We start from the raw sequence: 18,712 nt of genomic DNA on the forward strand, positions 1-18,712 counted from the left end.
GGTCGGCTGAGCGCGACACAGTGGCTACCAGAAATCTCGTCGGGGACGATGCCCAAACGCCGCGGCACCTGGGCTGCCCCGTGTTTTCCGGACTGGTGAGTTTGTGTCCTTTTATGCCGCGAACTGCTGATTCAGGTATTCGTTGCGGACTTCGTGCGGAGTTTTGTATCCCAGTGCTGAATGGATTCGTCGCCGATTGTAGTGAAGTTCGATATAGCGGGCAATATCAGTCGAAGCCCTTTTTCGTGTGGGATACACCATATGATGAACGCGCTCGTTTTTGAGGCTGGCGAAGAACGACTCGGCGAGCGCGTTATCCCAACAAATCCCGGTGCGACCGAGGGAATGTCGCAAATCGAGTTCATCCAGTTTCGCGCGATATTCGGCCGATGTATATTGGGTGCCGCGATCGCTGTGCATAATACAGCCCGACTCAAGCGTGTGATTTCGTGCGGCCATGTCGAGGGCGTCGGTGACCAATTCGGTGCGCATGTGATCGGCCATCGCGTAGCCGATGACCTCGTTGTTGAAACAATCAATCACGGTCGCCAAATACAGCCAGCCCTGCCAGGTGGAAATGAACGTGATGTCGCCGACCAGCTTGGCCCCGGGCCGGTTGGCGGTGAAGTTCCGCTCGACCAGATCTGGCACGCCGTCGGGCTGTTCAGCGCTGCGGACGGTGGTGGTGCGGTACGGCTTCAGCTGCACCGTGACCAGGCCCATCTCGCGCATGAGTTGGCGGACCGTCTCGTCATCGACCCGCTCACCAGCACGGACGAGCTCGGCATGGATCCGCCGGTAACCGTAGGTGCCGCCGAAGAGGTCAAACAGTGTCTCAATCTTGGTCTTGAGCAGTTCGCGGCGCCGCTCGGTCGCCGACGGCGGCCGGCGAAACCACTCGTAGTAGCCCGATTTCGACACATCCAGCCACGCCAGCATCTGCGTCAGGGTGGGAGCGTCCGCCACATTATGGCCCTTGTTGTGCGCGTACTCGGCGGCGATGAACTCGTACTTCTCGCTCACCGCTGCTCCCTCGCAAAGTACGCTGCCGCTTTTTTCAAAAAGGACAGTTCCATCTCCTGCTCGCGCACCCGGCGACGCAGTTCGGCGAGTTCGGCACGCTCAGACAATTCCAGCGGCGGCTCGTCCCCGGCGTGATCCTCGCGGTATTTCTTCACCCAATTAGCTAGGGTCGTTTCCCCGAGACCGTACTCGCGAGCGACCTCAGCGATCGGACGCTGCCCTTCCACAACCAGCTTCGCCGCCTGCTCACGAAATTCAGGCGTGTACTTCTGATACTTCCTTGCCACGAACCAACATCCCTTCCAGAACGGACCCTATGCGGTCCACAGTCCGGGAAATAACGGGCACCCCAGCCAGGACCACCCGACGTCTCCAGCACCATGGATCAACACGAAAGTGCTCATGTCAGGCGGTGTCCAGTAGTTCTTTCAACTTCTCGGCGAACGCGGCCGGTTGGCCAGGCATGCCGTATTCATCGCCAAGGAATCCGCCATGGTGGCTGGGAAACAGGACCACCTCAGTGCCGAGGCGGTCCGCGACCACGCGCGTCGCACGTGCCGTCATCTGACCTTCGGATTCCACGCCCGCCGCGAGGTGGATCGTCGTGGACGCCGTCTTCAAGGCGTCGAAGTCGAGTTCGTACGTAGGCACGGTGAGCATGGCAGTGCCGAGTAGCGGGTCGTTCCGGCTGCCATCGTCCTCGGTTGGCAAGCCGAACTGAGCTGGGTCCGGCGCGGGCCGATCGGTCCAGTCCTTGGGCAATTCTCCGGTGTGGCTGGTCAGCGTGATGAACTTGGCCATCGCCGCACCCATGCCGTCGCGCAGGTACGTCTCTTGGATGTCGCGGAAAGCCGTCTCAAGTTGTTCGCGATCAGGAAGCACCGACGCGGTCGGTGGCTCGTGCGCCACGAGAATCCGAACCTGCTCGGGATGGGCCGCGACCAACGCCAGCGCGTTGATCGCACCGCCACTGCTGCCGAAGATGTTGATCTTCGGCAGGCCAAGGTCGTTGATCACGCGGTGCAGGTCGTCGGCATGCACGTCGGGCGTGACCTCAGTGTCATCGGTGAGCTCGCTTCGCTCGGTGTGGCGCGGATCGTAGGTCACGACGGGACGGTCGGCGAGGTAGCTAGCCAGCGTTCCGAACCCGGCAGCGGCCATCGGTGAGCCGATCAAGAACACGGCACGTTCGGCGGCGCCGGGAGCGGACAGATCACCGCGAATGTCGTAGCGCAGCCGCGCGCCCGGCACATCGAGGACGCGGGTTTCAATATCGGGCACAGAGAATCCCTCCAGAATGAACCAGTCATTAAGCGGTAGACCGGCGATGACGAACGAAGATCACGACTCGATGCGCGGCGATTGTAGTGGAGACGGGCCGCGGATGACCGTAGAAAAGGCGGGAATTCCCTGCCACTTTTACTGTATAGCGCACCCCCGGTCTTGCGGCAAGACCCGGCCCATACCGCAGAATACTTCGGTCTAAGCCAGCACCCACACCGATCAGGGGATTCGCGGAGTACGGGTAGGCGCGGGTGTGGCCGAATCACGACTTCAGTGACGGAGGGGGTTCCATGTTTGACGTGATCATTACCGGCGGTGGACCGACCGGCTTGATGTTGGCCAGCGAATTGCGGCTGCACGGAGTGCGTACGGTTGTGCTGGAGAAAGATGCGGAGCCAACCACGTACGTCCGCGCGCTCGGCCTGCACGTGCGCAGCATCGAGGTGATGGCCCAGCGCGGGCTGCTGGAGCGGTTCCTGGCGCACGGCCAGCAGTACCCGGTCGGCGGTTTCTTCGCCGCCATCACCAAGTCGCCACCCGAGCTGGACACCGCGCATCACTACGTCCTCGGCATTCCGCAGACCACCACCGATCGGCTGCTGGCCGAGCGCGCAGCCGAGCTCGGCGCCGAGATCCGGCGTGACTGCGAGCTGGTCGGCCTGAGCCAAGACGACGACAACGTGATCGCCGAACTCGCCGACGGCACACGACTGCGTGCGCGCTACCTCGTCGGCTGCGACGGCGGCCGCAGCACGGTGCGCAAGCTGCTCGGCGTCGGCTTCCCCGGCGAGCCCGCCCGTGTCGAAACGCTGCTGGGCGAGATGGAGGTAGCCGCGCCGCCGGAGACCGTAGCCGACGTGGTGGCCGAGGTCCGCAAGACCCAGCTGCGGTTCGGCCTGTCGCCGTTCGGGAAAGACGTGTACCGCGTCGTCGTGCCCGCTGCTGGGCTGGCCGGGGATCGCTCGACACCGACCCTCGACGAGGTCAAGCAGCAACTGCGCGCACACGCCGGGACCGACTTCGGCGTGCACTCCCCGCGTTGGCTCTCCCGCTTCGGCGACGCCACCCGCCAGGCCGAACGCTACCGGGTCGGCAGGGTGCTGCTGGCGGGCGACGCGGCGCACATTCACCCGCCGACCGGCGGGCAGGGCCTCAACCTCGGCATTCAAGACGCCTTCAACCTTGGCTGGAAGCTGGCCGCCGAGGTCAACGGATGGGCACCGGAAGGGCTGCTGGACAGCTACCACACCGAACGGCACCCGGTCGCCGCCGACGTCTTGGACAACACCCGTGCGCAGATGGAGCTCATGTCCACCGAACCCGGAGCCAAGGCCGTGCGAAGACTGCTGTCAGAACTGATGGACTTCGACGAGGTCAACCGGTATCTGATCGAGAAAGTCACCGCGCTCGCCGTCCGCTACGACTTTGGCACGGGGCATGACCTGCTCGGCAGGCGGCTGCGAGACGTCCGGCTGAAGCGAGGACACCTCTACGAGCTGATGCACGATGGTCGCGGACTGTTGCTCGACCAAACCGGCCAGCTCTCGGTCGCGGGGTGGGCTGACCGGGTCGACCACGTCATCGACGTCAGCGAGGAACTGGACGTGCCCGCCGTGTTGTTGCGGCCGGACGGCCACGTGGCATGGGTCGGTGACGACCAGCCGGGGCTGCGCGACGAGCTGACGCGGTGGTTCGGTGCCGCCGCGGGATGACCTTCCGGCGACCGAACCCGCGCCGCACATGCCGCATTGGGCGCTCAGCCGCGTGTCTCAGGGTTGCCGCCCGATGAACGCGAGCAGTCGAGTCTGCACGTCGGCGTCGTCGGGCACCTCCACGCGAGGGCCGTACTGACCACTCTTTCGTAGGACGTCGTCCAACGGCAGCATGCCTTCCAGGAGCGCCTCGCACTTGCCGGGATCGAGCCGCTCGTCCTGGCCGGTGGCCCGTGCCAAGTCCCAGGTGTGCATGAAGACGTCCGAGGTGTAGAAGCGGTCGATCGCCACGTCGAGCGGCAACTCGCCGATGTGCTCGTTGACCAACGTCTTTCGCGCTGTCGCATCGTCGTCCAGCAGAGCCTGCACACCGTCGCTGTGCACCGTCCATGCCGCCACTGGGTCGACGTCGACTGACGGTCCGGCTGGCAGCTCAACACCCGCGCCCGCCCGCAGGAACGCGGGGAACCAGTCCACCAGGTGACGTACGACGTCGCGCGCCAGCCAGCCTGCGCATGGCGCGGGGTTGTCCCACGCGGACGAAGGCACGCCGCGAACGCGGTCGGTGAACACCCTGGCGATTCTGCGGTGCTCCCCCGCCGGACCGACCGTGGTCAGCCCGGCGGGGTCAGAGTCGTGGATGCTCACGCCATCCTCGCCAGCAGGTCGTCGAGCCGCTCGTAGCCTTCCCGGACACCGGTCTCCATGCCGCTGGCGATCATCGCGTCACGGTCCTCGACCCTGTCCACAACGGACGTCGTCGTCACCCGGGTGCGACCACCGAGGTCTTCGAAGGTCGCCTTCTCCAGCGAAACCCCCTCGGGCATGCCCTCGAAGGTGAACGTCTGCACGATGCGGTCGTTCGGGCGCACCTCGTGGAAGACGCCACGGAACGCGTACTCGGAGCCGTCGTCGTCGACGTGCCGATACCGGTAGGAGCCACCGGTGCGGGCGTCGAACTCGTCGATGTGCATCGTGAGCCTGCGCGGACCGAGCCACTGGCTGACCAGTTCCCGCTCGGTATAGGCCCGGAACACCAGCTCGGGTGGTGCGTCGAACTCTCTGGTCATGACGATCGTTGGCAAGCTCGGGTCTGCCACGATCTCGGTCTCGTTGTGGTGTGTCGTGTTGGTCGTCATGACGCCTGCCCCTCTTCCCTGGTTTCGGCCCGCGGGTCCTTGTCTTGCAACTGTTCGAGTACGGCGTCCAGACGGCGGAACCGATCCTCCGCCTCGCGCCGATACCGTTCGATCCATTTCGTCATCAGGTCGAAGACTTCGGCCTCGAGGTGACAGGGCCGCCGTTGCGCGTCCCGCGTTCGGCTCACCAGCCCGGCGTCTTCCAACACGCGGATGTGCTTGGACACCGCCTGCACACTGACGTCGTACGGCTCGGCGAGCTCGTTGACCGTCGCGTCACGCGAGGCGAGACGCGTCACGATGTCGCGCCGTGTCGGGTCAGCCAACGCCGCGAACACCTGGGAGAGCCGGTCGTCCGTCACATCACCCTCACTTCTTCAACCAGATCGTTGAGTACGAAGTTACGGCGACTCGAGCCTGTTGTCAACCCGCTGGTTTAATACATTGGTCAGGCCTTCTCGCATAGCGCCGGATCGGCCCGCACCTCGGGCACCTCGTCCCGCTCGCGCAAGACCCGGCGCGACCTGCGGCGAGAGATCGCCACACCAAGCAGGCACAGCGCGCCACCCGCGAAGCCGTACGCCGTCGGGAGCTCGGCGAGCAACACCCAGGACAACAGCACCGACACCGCTGGCACGGCGTATGTCGTGGCACTGAGCCTGCCGGCGTCCATCCGTTTCAGCGCGTAGGCCCAGGTGCTGAAGCCGATCGCGGTCGGGAACAGCCCCAAGTAGATGGTGCCAAGAATGGCATCTGACGGCGCCACGGCCAGCTCGCCGACGAGCCGAGGCAACCACGGCAACAGCGCGATGGTGGCGACGACGCTGCCGAGCCACGTCACGGTCAACCCATCTACCCGGCGCAGCGTCACCTTCTGGATCAGCACACCGGTCGCGTACAGCACGGCGGCGGTCAGGCACAGCACGATGCCGAGACCGTCGATCTGACCGGTGGAGTCGAGTGCGATGACAGCCACGCCGGTGAACGCGATCAGCGAGCCGACGATCAGCGGACGCGGAAACCCCTCACCGAGGAACCGACCCGCGCCGAACGCCACCAGCAGCGGCGCCAGCGCGACAAGCAAGGCCGCGGTTCCGGCGTCGACAAGTTGTTCGGCGGCATTGAGCGCCACCGTGTACCCGGCGAGCCACAGCACGCCATACGCGAGAATCAGCCGCAACGACGTCCACGAACGCGGGACGCGCGGCATGCGGCGGGTCGCCACCATCACCATCACGGTCAGCGCCGCCGCCGCGACGGCGAGCCGCAGCAGTGCCATCGACCCTGGTGAGAGCGTCTGCCCGATGTCACGGATGGCGACGAACGACGACGCCCACAGCAGCACCGTCACGCACACCGCGAGCAGCGCCTTGACGTCGACGCCATCGGATGCCGGAAGAATGCGAGGTTTCTGAAAGGTCACGTCATCCATACTCGACGCGTCAAAGCATCATCACAAGCGAATATTTCTACATTACTGTTAAGCTCAGGTGTACAATCTGACGCATGCTGGACATCACCCGCCTACGCCTGCTCCGCGCCGTCGTCGCGACCGGCTCGATCCGCACCACCGCCACCCAGCTCGGCTACACGCCATCCGCGGTGAGCCAGCAGCTCGCGGCGCTGCAACGCGAAACCGGGCTGCGACTGATCGAGCGCGTCGGGAGGGGCATCTGCCCCACCGCAGCGGGGCACACCCTCGCCGCGGAGGCCGAGTCGCTGTTCGAGACGCTGACCAGGATCGACGGCGTCGTCAGCGATCTACGCGCAGGTCGCATGGGCAGCCTGTCGATCGGCTACTTCGGTTCGGCGGGCACAACGTGGCTGCCGCCCGTCGTCGCCGCTCTGCGTACCGAGTTCCCCGACCTGCGGATTGACTTGCGGATCACCGAGTTCGATCTCGGCGGCCCCGAACCCGACATCGACCTCTTCGTCGAGCACGCACATCCCGACCGAACCGCGGGCCGTGCGATACGGCGCCTGATCGCCGACCCGTACTTCGCCGTCGTGCCGAAGGACGATCCGCTGGCGAGCAAGGACAAGGTGCCGCTCGCGGAGCTGGCGGGCAGCCGCTGGGTAGACAACGACGTCAAGCAGGGACCGTGCCGCGAGGTGCTGCTCAACGCGTGCGCCGAGGCGGGATTCAGCCCGGAGTTCGCGGTGGAGACGCACGACTACCGCACCGCGATCTCGTTCGTGACCACCGGCATCGGCATCACCGTGCTACCCAAGCTCGGCATTGGAACGCTGCCGGACGGCCTGGTCACGGTGCCCGTGGTGGCACCGACCCCGGTGCGACACATCAGCGTCGCGGTCAGAGCGGCAGTGGCGCAGCATCCCGCCGCGCGCCGAGCCGTCGAGCTGCTGGAACGCAGCGCCGCGGCTCAGGAGACAGTTGCGACAGGCTGAGCAACGACGTCCACATCGGACACGGCGGGCCCGTCAGCCGTCTTCCACACCACCCAGGTGCGAGCACCAGCGGGGAACGCGGCGCTCGGGCGCAGTCCCAGCGCCGTCGCGGCGATGAACGCACCGCCGATCCGGTTGATGTCACACACCGTGGCGATGCGGAACAACGACCGGCTCTCGCTGACGACGTCGTCCTCCCCGCCCGCACGCAGCACGATGCGCTGGTCCGGGGCCACGGCCCGCGCCGCGACACCGCCCTGCCGCCGATAATGCCGGTCAGCCGGTGGGAAGTCATGCGATCCACGAGACCGGCGGTGAACAACGCGGCGAACGCGAGCGCGGCAAGCATGGTCAGCGCCGAAACGGCGTGGTACCAGGGCGCGGCGTGCGTGGCCGCGTCGGACGAGCCGACCGTGGTCAGCACGCGCGCGGCGTGCCAGAACGCCTCGGTGACCGACTCGTGCAGCACAAGGACGCCAAGGACGACGTCGAGCAGCAGCACCGTGGCCAGCCCCGCCAACCCGACGAGCAGCGCTCGGGATGTCGCGTCATGCGGCCTGCACTGGGCGATCAGCCGCGCCGCGAGACCCTTGCGCCGCACGATGCGCTTCGCGGGAACGCACGCCAGACTCGGCGCATCGTGCCGCCCGGCAACCACGAGGTAGTCATCGTCGATGCGGTGCAGGCTGAGCAGATGCTCCGCCACGCATGGGCCAAGCAACGCGGGCACCAGCGCGTCGGTCATCGCCAACACCGTGCAGTTCGGCACCGAGCGCACCACCTCGCCGCCGACCGTGCGGTCGAAGATCGTCACCAGCAGCCGGATGCCGGGCCGGATGTGCTCCACGAGCAAGGCGTAGCGCAGCGCGAGGATGTCGTCGTGGGTGACGACCGCGACGACATCCCAGCCCCGAGCTAGCGTCTCCCGCAGCTCCTCGTCGGACGGCGAGGGCAGATGCCGGACGGTCGAGCCCCACCGGCGGGCCTGCTCGGCCACCGCCGCGCTCAGTGACCCCGCGCCGACGAGCAGCACCCGCTGTGGGTCCACCGTTCCGGCATCTGCCCGTGCCATGTCAGCCGACCCGCTCCGGCTCGACGTCGACGTCGCCTTCGCGGAGCCGGGCGCGGAACCTCGTCAGCTCCTGCTTGACCACCGGTGCCAATAGGTAGAGGCCCACGATGTTCACCACCGAGAGCAGGAACAGCACCGCGTCGGTGAAGCTGAGCACGCTGCTGAAGGTCAGCACCGCGCCGACAACGATGAACGCGCAGTACACCAGGTGGTAGACACGGATGCTCAGCGTGCTTTCGCCGAACAGGTGGCCCCACGCCTTCTGGCCGTAGTACCCCCACGTGATCATTGTCGAGATGGCGAACAGGATCACCGCGAGCGTCAGCACGTACGGGAAGCCAGGCAGCACGGTCTCGAACGCGCTTGAGGTGACGGTGACGCCGTCGGCCTTCTCTCCCTCGGCGACATAGGTCGCCTTCGCGTCGTTCCAGAACTGCGAGTTGGCGATGACGATGGTCAACGCCGTCATGGTGCAGACGACGACGGTGTCGATGAACGGCTCAAGCAACGCGACAAGGCCCTCGGTCGCGGGGTAGCGCGTCTTGACCGCCGAGTGCGCGATCGGCGCGGAGCCGAGACCTGCCTCGTTGGAGAACGCCGCGCGGGTGAAGCCGACGATCAGCGCGCCGATCGCCCCACCGACGACACCCTCGCCGGTGAACGCGCCGCTGAAGATCTCGCCGAAGGCGGCGGGAACGAGGTCGATGTTGACCAGAATGACGATCGCGCACGCCGCGACGTAGATGACGGCCATCGACGGCACGAGCCTGCTGGTCACGCGGCCGATCGACTTGATGCCGCCGAAGATCACCGCGCCGACGACGACCGCGAGGATGATGCCCATGACGAGCGCGGCGCCATCGCTGGCGAGGATGCTGTCCTCACCACCGGTGACGTCACGCAGCTGCGCGACGGTCTGGTTCGCCTGGAACATGTTGCCGCCACCGATGCCGAACAGCAGGATCATGACGGCGGCGAGCCCGGCGAGCGTCCCGCCGAGCACGCGGCCAGCCGAGCCAGGAATCCGCTCGGCGATGCCCTTGCGCAGGTAGTGCATCGGGCCGCCGGACACGGTCCCGTCCGGGTGTTCCTCGCGGTACCGCACGCCGAGGGTGCACTCGACGAACTTCGTGCACATGCCGAACAGGCCGCACAGCACCATCCAGAACGTCGCCCCCGCGCCACCGATGGTGACCGCGACGCCGACACCGGCGATGTTGCCGAGTCCGACGGTGCCGGACACCGCCGAGCTCAACGCCTGGAAGTGGGTGATCTCCCCCGGCTCATCGTCCTTCGTGTATTTGCCGCGCACCACCTCTGTGGCGAGCTTGAAGCTGCGGAACTGGATGAAGCCGAAGTAGAGCGTGAAGATGATGCCGGCGAGGACCAGCCAGGACACGATCCACGGGAACGTGACCCCGAAGACCGTGACCTCGGCGAAGACGAAACCGCCGAGCCCTTCGGCGATCGGGTCGAACCAGCTGTTGATCGTCTCCTCGATGCGCGCGAGAGTCCCTCCGCCCCCGTCGGGCTCCTGCGCGAGCACGGCATCGGGTCGGAATGCCGACCCCTCGTGGTGAACGGGCACCATTGCGATCTCCTTTGGACACGCTGTCGAAGCACACCCAGGCTCAGTAGCCGAGATGGCGGGTGCGCTGTGCAATTCGCCAAACCGTATGTGAGCCCGAACACCTGGGGCTTGTGTAGTTGGCTAGGAAATCGCGCGTGATCTTGTGGAGTCGGACAATCGCTAGGCCGAACGGCCGTGACGTCGGTTACAGGGGCGGCGGTGGGCGCAGCTCGACGTCAGCTCACCTGACGCTGGCGGCCCTCCCAGTACGGCGCGCGGAGCTTGAACTTCTGCAGCTTGCCGGTCGCGGTGCGGGCCAGCTCGGTGCGGAACTCCACCGACGTCGGGGCCTTGTAGCCCGCCAGCCGCTCCTTGCAGTGCTTGATCAGCTCGGCCTCGGTCACGTCTGCGCCTGGCGTGGTCACGACCAACGCCTTGATCGTCTCGCCCCATTTCTCATCGGGCACGCCGATCACCGCGACCTCGGCGACAGCCGGGTGGCTGTGCAGGCAGTCCTCCACCTCGATGGACGAGACGTTCTCCCCGCCGGTGATGATCACGTCCTTCTTGCGATCCATGATCGTGAGGTAGTTCTCCTCGTCGAACACGCCGCCGTCTCCGGTATGGAACCAGCCGCCCTCCAGCTGGCGCGCGGTCTCCTCTGGCTGCTCCCAGTAGCCCTCGAGAACGACGTTGGACCGCGCGAGCACCTCGCCGTTCTCCGACGTCCGCAGCGTCACGCCGAGCGCGGGCGCGCCCGCGCGCACCAGCTTCGCGGCACGCTCGCCCGCGCTGATGTCGTCCCACTCCGACCGGGTGCGGTTGATCGTCAGCAGCGGGGACGTCTCGGTAAGCCCGTAGATCTGGATGAACTCCCAGCCCAGCTCGGTCTCCACCCGCTCGACGGTCTTGGTCGGCGGCGGCGCGCCCGCGACGATCACGCGCACCCGGTCGCGGCCGGGAATCTCGCCGTCCCAATCTTGCGCGGCATCCAGCACCGCGTTGACAACGGCGGGCGCGGCACACAGCACCGTGACGCCGTACTTCTCGACGCGACGCAGAATCTCGGCGCCGTCGATCTTGCGAATGACGATCTGCGGCACGCCGAGTCCCGCCATCGCGAATGGCATCCCCCAACCGTTGCAGTGGAACATCGGCAGCGTGTGGAGGTAGACGTCGCGATCGGTCACGCCAGCGTGGAGCGCGAACGTCGTGGCGTTGACCCAGATGTTGCGGTGTGTGAGCTGCACGCCCTTGGGCCGCGCGGTGGTGCCGCTGGTGTAGTTGATCGTGGCGGTGGCACCTTCGTCGGCGGCCCACAGCGTCGGGTCGGCGTCGAAGCGATACAGCTCGGCGTCGCTGGCCGCGCCGAGCGTGAAGCGGTGTTTGACCGGAATGTCGGCGACGGTGTCCTCTAGCTCGGGGTCGGTCAGCAGCACGCTCGCGCCGGAATGCTCCACGATGTAACGGATCTCCTCGGGACTCAGCCGGAAGTTGATCGGCACGAGCACCCTGCCGTACCCGCACACACCGAAGAACGAGGTCAGCAACCGCGCGCTGTTATGCGACACGACCGCGACCCGCTCGCCCTGCGCGACGTCGAGGGCGTCGAGACCCGCCGCCTGTGCTCTGGCGAGCTGGGCGACTCGCTGATACGTCAGGCCCGTGAGCGGTTCTGCCGGCTGGTCGGGTTCATCCACGATTCCGGTTCGTTCGCCATAGACGGTTTCCGCCCGGTCGAGAAAATCCCGTGCGCTGAACGGCACGAACATGCTGGCCTCCTCCGAAGTGTGTCCGCCTCAGATACACATCACAGCCACGGTCGCACCGGCGGCGGGGAAACGCCAGGGCTCACCGACACACAACCGCACCCGTCGGGACACACCCTTACCCACACTCTCGGCGAGCACCAGGTATCACCCACCAGAGTGGGTACGCCGTCACGCGAGACCGCGAGTGAGCAGCGGCGGCGCGTCGAGAAGCCCGCGGGCGAGACCGACGTCGGCTCAAACGGCGCCACGAGACCTGGCGGCACGCTGGTCCTCTCCCTAGGCCAACCTGGTGACCAGCACTACCGGAAGTTGTGACAACCTCACGCTGGAATCCGGTCGCATCACCGTCCGTAATACCAACGCTAGGCCAAAAGCGCGGAATAGTGAGCGGTATCTTCCCCCGAATTACCGCCTACCGTTCGTCTCGCTTTTCTCGAACTCAACGCCCGTGGCACGACCAGCCCTAGTTCACGGCATAACCAGTGCCGATGACCGCGCGAAAGAATTGCCAGTCGCTCTTTCAGGGAATGTACCGTCGCGTTCACCCGCTGGTAGCTTCACATTCGCGACGGCCCAGTTCAGAGAGCGGGACCACGAGGAAGCGGTCACCATTCCGCCGTCCTCGACGATAAACCGGCCAACCTGCGATCACCCTTTCCTGATTGGCGGTGGATTGTGACCAGCCAGGGCGACACCCTGCTGTCGCGGGTCAACGAACCCTCCGATCTTCGCGTGCTCTCCGACGCCGAGGTAGCGCGGCTAGCCAGCGAGGCGAGGGACCACCTCGACAGCAGCCGTGCCGAACCTGTCAGCACCGTCGAACTGACGCTCGCCGTGCACCGGACCTTCTCCGCACCCAAGGACGTCTTGCTGTTCGACACCCAGCACACCGTGGTGGCGCGCGAAATCCTGACCGGCCGCGCCGAAGTCCCCGAGGGCGCGCCGCACCAGATCAGCGAGCACGCGCACGCGGCAGCACCACTGTGCTACGCCGATGGGCTGGCGAAGGCGTTCGCGGTGCGCGACACGACTCGGCGGCGCGTGGTCGCCGTCATCGGTGATGACGCGCTGACCAGTGGAATGAGTTGGGAGGCGCTCAACAACATCGGTGCGGCGCCTGCCCGGCCGGTCGTGGTCGTACTCAATGACAACGGCAGGCCCTACACCTCGGCACAGGGCGGCATCGCGAGGCACCTCGCGGAACTCAAGCGGGCGGCCGCCGGGCTCGCCGCCAGTCAAATTCCCGTGCAGCGGCGAGGAAAACCGTTGCGGACGAACATGTTCACCGACCTCGGGTTTGTCTACATCGGACCCGTCGACGGGCACAGCATGAGCGCGTTGGAACGCGCGCTACGGCGTGCGGCCACGGTGGGCCGCCCCGTCGTCGTTCACTGCGTGACACGACGGCCGAACACGGACACGACGGCGGTGCCACCGCAATCGACCACGCGGCGGCGTAGCCGCACGCGCAGAACGTGGGCGTCCGTGTTCGAGGCGGAACTGGCAGCGCTTGGCGCCGACCGCGATGACGTCGTGTGCGTAACGACGGGTACCGGCATCGGTGAGTTCGCGGCGCGGTTCCCCGAGCGCGTGTTCGACGCCGGTAGCGCCGAACCACACGCGATCACCTCAGCCGCCGGACTCGCGCTTGGCGGCACGCATCCGGTGGTCCGAATGCGTGCGGACGCGTTGCCCCGTGCGTTCGATCGACTGCTCGCCGACGTCGCGCGACATCGGCTACCGGTTACCGTTGTGCTCGACCACGCTGGTGTCAGCGACCGCGGGGAGCACGGCGTGTGGGACCCGTCCGTGCTCGCGGCGATCCCCGGGCTACGGCTCGGGGCACCGCGCGACACCGTGCGGCTTCGGGAACTGCTACGCGAGGCGATTCACCGCGAAACCGGACCCACCGTACTGCGGCATCCATCGGGTCCGGCACCGCTGGACGTCCCCGCGACACGCCGCGTAGGAGAGTGCGACGTACTGCGCGAGACAGCCAATCCGGACGTCGTACTACTCGCGGCCGGTGCGCTCGCGAAACCATGCCTCGCCGCGGCCGAGTCCCTCGCGCTCCGCGACGTCACTGCGACAGTCCTCGATCCACGGTGGACAGTGCCGGTGGACCCCGCGTTGATCAAGCTGCTCGGCGCGCACCGCATGGTCGTCGTTGTCGAGGAAGCCACGGCGATCGGCGGACTCGGCGCGCGTCTCGCCCAAGCACTCGCGGCCGCGGGGTCGGGCACCAGGGTCGTCACGCACGCGCTCCCGCCGCGCTTTCTCCCGCACGCGCCACGCGACCAGTTGCTGCGAGCGTGCTCGCTGGACGCGGCTGGCATCGCGCGGGTGATACGCACGCTGCTTGGCAAACCGTCCCTGCGACGGGAGTAGACGCGCGCCGTTCGCGGTCCCAGGCGCGGTGCGGTCCGGGTCAGTACGGGTTCGTCTCCGCGCCAAGGTCGTCGACCAGGTCGCCGGCCAGTCGGCGCGGGAAGGACACGACGTCTGGCTGCCCGTCTGACGTGTAGCGGCGCTTCGGGTGGTCGGCCAGCCAGTCGAGCCAGTACGCGGAATCGAACTTCACCCGACCTTTGCCGGAACGGATGCGTGGAACGCCAGCACCGTCTAGCCCGGCGAACGGTGACGGCGCGGGCTCGGCGCCGACGAGCATGACCCCGTCGAAACGATAGGAGCGACCGTTCCAGCTACCGCGCCGCGCGAGCCGCCGATCGCTGGGGTAGATGCCAAGTGGCAGCGCCATCGTCCGGACCTTCGCGCCCGGTGCCGCGGTCTTGATGCCGTTGATGTTGCTGACCAACTCCCGCCGCACACCCGCCCCGCCCAGCGCCCCGAGGTTGGCGTGCGTGCTGGTGTGCGCGCCGATCTCGTAGCCATGGTCATGCAGCCACTTCAGCGCCCGCTTGTCTCCGGCGAAGGGGTCGGCGTTCACGTAGAAAGTCGCGGTCGCGTTGAAATCCGGGTGTTTCTCACCGAACTCGGTCAGGATCGCGAGCGCGGTCCCCGGCTTTGGCTCGCCGTCTTTCGTGATCTGGACCTGGCTCGTGGTGGAGTCGTCGAAGGTCAGCACAACCGGATGCGTACCCGCGGGCAGGTCGATGTCGCCCGCGACGAACCGCGCCGCCGTCACCGGGCGGTAGTCCTCGCGGTACAGGCGTTTCAACTCGGCACGGAACTCCGAGGGCGTCTGGTCGTATTCGCTCACCGGGTTCGGCGAGAGCTGGTGATACATCAGCACCGGCACGAGGCCGAGTTCGTTTGCGCCGACGTCCGCCGGGTCGGGCGTGGCTGACGTCGTGGTCGGCGCACTGCTGCTGGGGGTGCTGCTGGTCGGCGCGCTCGCGGACGGCGCAGACGTTCGTGACACTGGCGCATCCTGGGTTCCCGACACCGGCCCGGCACACCCCCCGACCAGCACACCCAGCAGGCATACCGTAACCGTCGTCCTCGCCGCGTGACGCGCCCCGATCGTCATCTAGATCAGGTTACGGAATGCATCGGTTCAGTCACTGATCGATTTGAGTGAATCTTGACGACAGCACCCCGGACACGATGGATAGTAGAGACACGCGACACACGATCGGGGGTGCACGAACCGGTGAGCAAACTCCGCATTTCTCGTCATTGGCTACTCGCCGTCATAGCGGTCGTGATCGTAGTACTCACGTCAGTGACTGTCAGCGGAGTGACATCGGAGCAACCGACACTCGACGTGTCCGGGCTGCCCGCTGGCGTCATCGGCGCGGCCGCACTGTCCGATGTGGAGATACGGGTGGAGACGGGTGGGCAAGATCCCAGCCCGATGACGCTCACCCTCGATGGTGAGCCCGTTCGGGGCAGCGTGGTCGGCTCCGCCATGGTTTACCGACCGAGACAACTGAGCGACGGCGAGCACGTAATCGCCGCTGAACTACCCGCGTCGGGCATACTCGGGTTCCTCAAGTCATCCCGCACCGGCACTCGCACGTTCACCGTGGACGCAACGCCGCCCACGTTGGAGATCGACGAACTACCAGCAGCGACGTCATACCGAGACGGCGTCGCCGTGACGGGGCAAACCGATGGGGCCGACCGGCTGACCATCGACGGCGAAGACGTCACGCTTGGCCAGGACGGCAAGTTCGAAGCGGACCTGCCGTACGTCCCGACCGACGCGAAAGTCGTCGCCACCGACGCCGCTGGCAACGAGACGTCCAAGACGATCAGTGGATCGGTCACCACCCCGCGGATCAGGGCGGTGCACGTGACCGCGCATGCGTGGGCGCACGACGGGCTGCGCGGCGGCGTCCTCGACATGGCGCGGCGCGGCCTCATCAACGCGGTCCAGCTCGACATCAAAGACGAGGACGGCATCGTCGGCTACGACTCGAAGGTCGGCCTCGCCAAACGGTCCGGCGCCAACGCTGGGATTTACGACGCCCGTAAGGCGATCAAGAAACTGCACCGCATGGATATCCGGGTGGTCGGCAGGATCGTGGCGTTCCGCGACCCGACGCTGGCGGAGTGGGCGTGGCGGAACGGACACCGCGACTGGGTCATCCAGCACCCGGGCGGGCAGCCGTACTCCAGCAAGTACGGGCCGATCGCGTTCACCAACTTCGCCAACAAGAAGGTGCGGCAGTACAACATCGACCTCGCGACCGAAGCGGCGGAACTCGGCTTCGACGGGATCATGTATGACTACATCCGCAGACCGGACGGTGATCTGGCGGGGATGGCGTTCCCCGGCCTGAAGACGAAGCCGCATGTGTCCGTGGCGCGGTTCCTGCGGGAGAGCCGCGAGCCGGTGCGCTCGGCCGGCGCCCACCTCAGCGCGGCGGTGTTCGGGATAGCGGCCACCCGTCCGCACGAGATCGCCCAGGACATCCCGATGATGGCCGAGCACGTCGACTACCTCGCGCCGATGGTCTACCCGTCGCACTGGAACAAGGGCGAGTACAACGTCGCTAACCCGAACTCACAGCCGTATCCGATCGTGCGGCGCTCGCTGAAAGATTTCAAGAAGCAGGTGCGCGGGACCGGGGCGAAGATCATCCCGTGGCTCCAGGACTTCAGCCTCGGCGTGACCTATGGCGACGCCCAGGTCGCCGCCCAGATCTCCGGCGCGGCCGACGCGGGCATCGACAGCTTCTTCCTATGGAGTCCCAGCGTCCGCTACCACTCCGGAGCCCTGCGCTAGCGCGAGGTCCGCATTCCGGTGGCGGGAGCTCGGCGTTCGCGGCGACGTTACCCTCGACGTATGCCAGCTGATCACGTGATCGTGTCCACGACGACCGACAGCGAATCCGAAGCCACGGCGCTGGCCTCCAGCGCGATCGAGCATCGCCTCGGCGCGTGCGCACAGGTCGTCGGGCCGTTGACCAGCGTGTTCCGGTGGGACGGTGCGGTGCAGACCGAGCGGGAGTGGCGCGTCGACATCAAGACCGTCGCGGACAGGGTTCCCGGGCTCACCGACCATCTCAAGGCCGAGCACAGCTACGACGTCCCCGAGATCATCGCGACGCCGATCGAGGGCGGCAGCGCCGAGTACCTCGACTGGCTGGTCGAGGAAACCGCCGACCCCGCCTGACGCCAGAAGTTGGTACACCCCGCACCACAACGCGGGACCCGCGGGCGTTAGCCGTGCCCGGAACGGGTGTAGGCCGCAGGTGTCACGCCTTTCCAGCGTTTGAAGGCGTGGATGAAGCTGGTCGCTTCGGCGTAGCCGAGGCGGACGGCGACGTCGGACACCGACAGCGCACCGGTCGCCAGCATCTCCTCCGCCAACGCCTCGCGTACCTCGTCGAGCAGCATCCGGTAACTGGTGCCTTCCTCCGCGAGTTTCCGGCGCAGCGTGCGGGTGCTCAGGTTCAGCTCGGCGGCGACCGCGTCCATCCCGGTGTCCGCCCCGCCGAAGTTGATCAGTCGCTCCCGCACGTCGTGCGAGATCCCCGTCCGTGCCCTGCGCCGGGCGACGAGTTCGCGGCACTGCGCCTCACACATCGCCACGGTCTGCGCGTTGGCCTGCGGTAATGGCTTGTCTAGGTAGGCGACGTCGAACGTCGAGACATGCGCGGGGCACCCGAAGTCCGGCGTCACCCCGAACACCGTCTCGTACGGCGCCACCGATGCGGGCTCAGGGAACGCGAACTCAAGCCGCCGGATCGGCACTCCCATCGGCAACAGGTCGTTCATGATCGTGTACATCGCGGCGAGGTCGCGCTCCACCAGGAACCGGCGGAGCTGGCCGGGTACCGCGTCGTCGTGCAGTTCGATCTTGATCTCGAAGTCGCCGATCTCCACCTCGGGGATGCCGAACGCGAAGCTCAGGTCCCAGTACCGCAGCGCGAAGGAGATGACATCGCGCAGCGTCGGACTGCTGACGCAAGCGAAACCGAAGATGCCAAACGTCGTCACCTGGTAGCGCGAACCGACCCGCAGTCCAAGTCCCGGCTCACCACCGAGATGAGTGACGAGGTTACGAACGACGGCGAGTTCCTGGTGTGCGTCGATCTGGGTGTCCGGGTCCTCCGCCTCGGCCAGCGTGAGAGCGGCGCCGCGCAGCATGTCCTCGTGCCCGACGCCGTGCTCGGCGGCGAAGCGGGTCATGAGCAGCACGCTCGCGGCGCTGCGTGGGAAGTCCCACTCGCGCACCGCAGCCGCCGCGTGTTCCACCATGACCGGAATTATGGATCCGCGAGTGCTTCCACTGGCGGGGAGACTCGCCAAGTTTGGCC

General features: G+C 66.7%; 17 protein-coding genes. 6 read left to right on the top strand and 11 right to left on the bottom strand.

Annotation, left to right across the window (positions count from 1 at the left end; translation table 11 throughout):
* Positions 1-111: 111 nt before the first annotated feature.
* Positions 112-1,310, bottom strand: a protein-coding gene (locus tag ACFQGD_RS24530; RefSeq protein WP_345398863.1) for an IS3 family transposase whose coding sequence is annotated in 2 segments (ribosomal slippage) — positions 112-1,052 and positions 1,052-1,310 — 1,200 coding nt in all. Because the reading frame shifts where the segments join, the coding sequence is not laid out codon by codon here.
* A 118-nt stretch (positions 1,311-1,428) separates the two neighbouring features.
* Positions 1,429-2,304: an alpha/beta fold hydrolase gene (locus ACFQGD_RS24535; RefSeq protein WP_345395464.1), complete on the bottom strand. Its 876-nt coding sequence runs from the start codon at positions 2,302-2,304 to the stop codon at positions 1,429-1,431.
* A gap of 293 nt (positions 2,305-2,597) precedes the next feature.
* On the opposite strand from ACFQGD_RS24535, the gene rox reads away from it, so the two are divergent.
* On the top strand, positions 2,598-4,019 hold the full coding sequence (rox, locus tag ACFQGD_RS24540) for a rifampin monooxygenase (RefSeq protein ID WP_345395461.1): 1,422 nt from the start codon (positions 2,598-2,600) through the stop codon (positions 4,017-4,019).
* A 57-nt stretch (positions 4,020-4,076) separates the two neighbouring features.
* On the opposite strand, the gene ACFQGD_RS24545 is transcribed toward rox, so the two are convergent.
* From ACFQGD_RS24545 to ACFQGD_RS24560, 4 genes are all read right to left on the bottom strand, one after another.
* Positions 4,077-4,667 (bottom strand): TIGR03086 family metal-binding protein, encoded by a 591-nt coding sequence (locus tag ACFQGD_RS24545; protein WP_345395458.1) that lies wholly within the window; start codon positions 4,665-4,667, stop codon positions 4,077-4,079.
* Entirely contained in the window at positions 4,664-5,158 is a 495-nt protein-coding gene (locus ACFQGD_RS24550) for an SRPBCC family protein (RefSeq protein WP_345395455.1), read from the bottom strand. Before ACFQGD_RS24550 ends, ACFQGD_RS24545 begins: the two co-directional genes overlap by 4 nt.
* The gene (locus ACFQGD_RS24555) at positions 5,155-5,520 is read right to left on the bottom strand and encodes an ArsR/SmtB family transcription factor (protein ID WP_345395452.1); all 366 of its coding nucleotides are present in this window, start codon (positions 5,518-5,520) and stop codon (positions 5,155-5,157) included. The genes ACFQGD_RS24550 and ACFQGD_RS24555 overlap by 4 nt, the downstream gene beginning before the upstream one ends.
* An 86-nt stretch (positions 5,521-5,606) precedes the next feature.
* On the bottom strand, positions 5,607-6,590 hold the full coding sequence (locus ACFQGD_RS24560; RefSeq protein ID WP_390183658.1) for a DMT family transporter: 984 nt from the start codon (positions 6,588-6,590) through the stop codon (positions 5,607-5,609).
* A gap of 74 nt (positions 6,591-6,664) precedes the next feature.
* Here ACFQGD_RS24560 and ACFQGD_RS24565 point away from each other — a divergent pair, with 74 nt between their 5' ends.
* The gene (locus ACFQGD_RS24565) at positions 6,665-7,567 is read left to right on the top strand and encodes a LysR family transcriptional regulator (RefSeq protein WP_345395446.1); all 903 of its coding nucleotides are present in this window, start codon (positions 6,665-6,667) and stop codon (positions 7,565-7,567) included.
* On the opposite strand, the gene ACFQGD_RS24570 is transcribed toward ACFQGD_RS24565, so the two are convergent.
* The 3 genes from ACFQGD_RS24570 to ACFQGD_RS24580 form a co-directional block, all read right to left on the bottom strand.
* Positions 7,473-8,639 carry a hypothetical protein gene (locus ACFQGD_RS24570; protein WP_345395443.1) on the bottom strand — a complete coding sequence of 389 codons (1,167 nt, stop codon included), beginning with the start codon at positions 8,637-8,639 and terminating at the stop codon, positions 7,473-7,475. The genes ACFQGD_RS24565 and ACFQGD_RS24570 overlap by 95 nt on opposite strands.
* Before the next feature lies 1 nt (position 8,640).
* The gene (locus ACFQGD_RS24575) at positions 8,641-10,230 is read right to left on the bottom strand and encodes an alanine/glycine:cation symporter family protein (RefSeq protein WP_345395440.1); all 1,590 of its coding nucleotides are present in this window, start codon (positions 10,228-10,230) and stop codon (positions 8,641-8,643) included.
* A 215-nt stretch (positions 10,231-10,445) separates the two neighbouring features.
* On the bottom strand, positions 10,446-11,981 hold the full coding sequence (locus ACFQGD_RS24580; protein ID WP_345395437.1) for an AMP-binding protein: 1,536 nt from the start codon (positions 11,979-11,981) through the stop codon (positions 10,446-10,448).
* A 156-nt stretch (positions 11,982-12,137) separates the two neighbouring features.
* Here ACFQGD_RS24580 and ACFQGD_RS24585 point away from each other — a divergent pair, with 156 nt between their 5' ends.
* Both ACFQGD_RS24585 and ACFQGD_RS24590 read left to right on the top strand, forming a co-directional pair.
* Entirely contained in the window at positions 12,138-12,296 is a 159-nt protein-coding gene (locus ACFQGD_RS24585; protein WP_345395434.1) for a hypothetical protein, read from the top strand.
* Between the two features lie 360 nt (positions 12,297-12,656).
* Positions 12,657-14,369 (top strand): 1-deoxy-D-xylulose-5-phosphate synthase N-terminal domain-containing protein, encoded by a 1,713-nt coding sequence (locus tag ACFQGD_RS24590; protein WP_345395431.1) that lies wholly within the window; start codon positions 12,657-12,659, stop codon positions 14,367-14,369.
* A 40-nt stretch (positions 14,370-14,409) separates the two neighbouring features.
* On the opposite strand, the gene ACFQGD_RS24595 is transcribed toward ACFQGD_RS24590, so the two are convergent.
* Complete coding sequence (locus tag ACFQGD_RS24595) at positions 14,410-15,363, bottom strand: polysaccharide deacetylase family protein (protein WP_345395428.1); 954 nt, start codon at positions 15,361-15,363, stop codon at positions 14,410-14,412.
* A gap of 318 nt (positions 15,364-15,681) precedes the next feature.
* Here ACFQGD_RS24595 and ACFQGD_RS24600 point away from each other — a divergent pair, with 318 nt between their 5' ends.
* Positions 15,682-17,175, top strand: coding sequence for a putative glycoside hydrolase (locus ACFQGD_RS24600; protein ID WP_345395425.1), 1,494 nt, complete (start codon positions 15,682-15,684; stop codon positions 17,173-17,175).
* Positions 17,176-17,235: 60 nt separating this feature from the next.
* The gene (gene cutA, locus ACFQGD_RS24605) at positions 17,236-17,565 is read left to right on the top strand and encodes a divalent-cation tolerance protein CutA (RefSeq protein ID WP_345395422.1); all 330 of its coding nucleotides are present in this window, start codon (positions 17,236-17,238) and stop codon (positions 17,563-17,565) included.
* Between the two features lie 47 nt (positions 17,566-17,612).
* Here the strand turns inward: cutA and ACFQGD_RS24610 are convergent, their stop codons facing one another.
* Entirely contained in the window at positions 17,613-18,653 is a 1,041-nt protein-coding gene (locus tag ACFQGD_RS24610) for an AraC family transcriptional regulator (RefSeq protein ID WP_345395419.1), read from the bottom strand.
* Positions 18,654-18,712 lie beyond the last annotated feature (59 nt).

It is taken from the genome of Haloechinothrix salitolerans (assembly GCF_042662605.1).
GTDB classification, from domain to species: Bacteria; Actinomycetota; Actinomycetes; order Mycobacteriales; family Pseudonocardiaceae; genus Haloechinothrix_A; species Haloechinothrix_A salitolerans.

Bases quoted from the DNA above. Each gene is read 5' to 3' on its own strand.
- rox (WP_345395461.1), top strand. From the start codon at position 2,598: ATGTTTGACGTGATCATTACCGGCGGTGGACCGACCGGCTTGATGTTG.
- ACFQGD_RS24550 (WP_345395455.1), bottom strand. From the start codon at position 5,158: ATGACGACCAACACGACACACCACAACGAGACCGAGATCGTGGCAGAC.
- ACFQGD_RS24560 (WP_390183658.1), bottom strand. From the start codon at position 6,590: ATGGATGACGTGACCTTTCAGAAACCTCGCATTCTTCCGGCATCCGAT.
- ACFQGD_RS24565 (WP_345395446.1), top strand. From the start codon at position 6,665: ATGCTGGACATCACCCGCCTACGCCTGCTCCGCGCCGTCGTCGCGACC.
- ACFQGD_RS24570 (WP_345395443.1), bottom strand. From the start codon at position 8,639: ATGGCACGGGCAGATGCCGGAACGGTGGACCCACAGCGGGTGCTGCTC.
- ACFQGD_RS24575 (WP_345395440.1), bottom strand. From the start codon at position 10,230: ATGGTGCCCGTTCACCACGAGGGGTCGGCATTCCGACCCGATGCCGTG.
- ACFQGD_RS24580 (WP_345395437.1), bottom strand. From the start codon at position 11,981: ATGTTCGTGCCGTTCAGCGCACGGGATTTTCTCGACCGGGCGGAAACC.
- cutA (WP_345395422.1), top strand. From the start codon at position 17,236: ATGCCAGCTGATCACGTGATCGTGTCCACGACGACCGACAGCGAATCC.
- ACFQGD_RS24610 (WP_345395419.1), bottom strand. From the start codon at position 18,653: ATGGTGGAACACGCGGCGGCTGCGGTGCGCGAGTGGGACTTCCCACGC.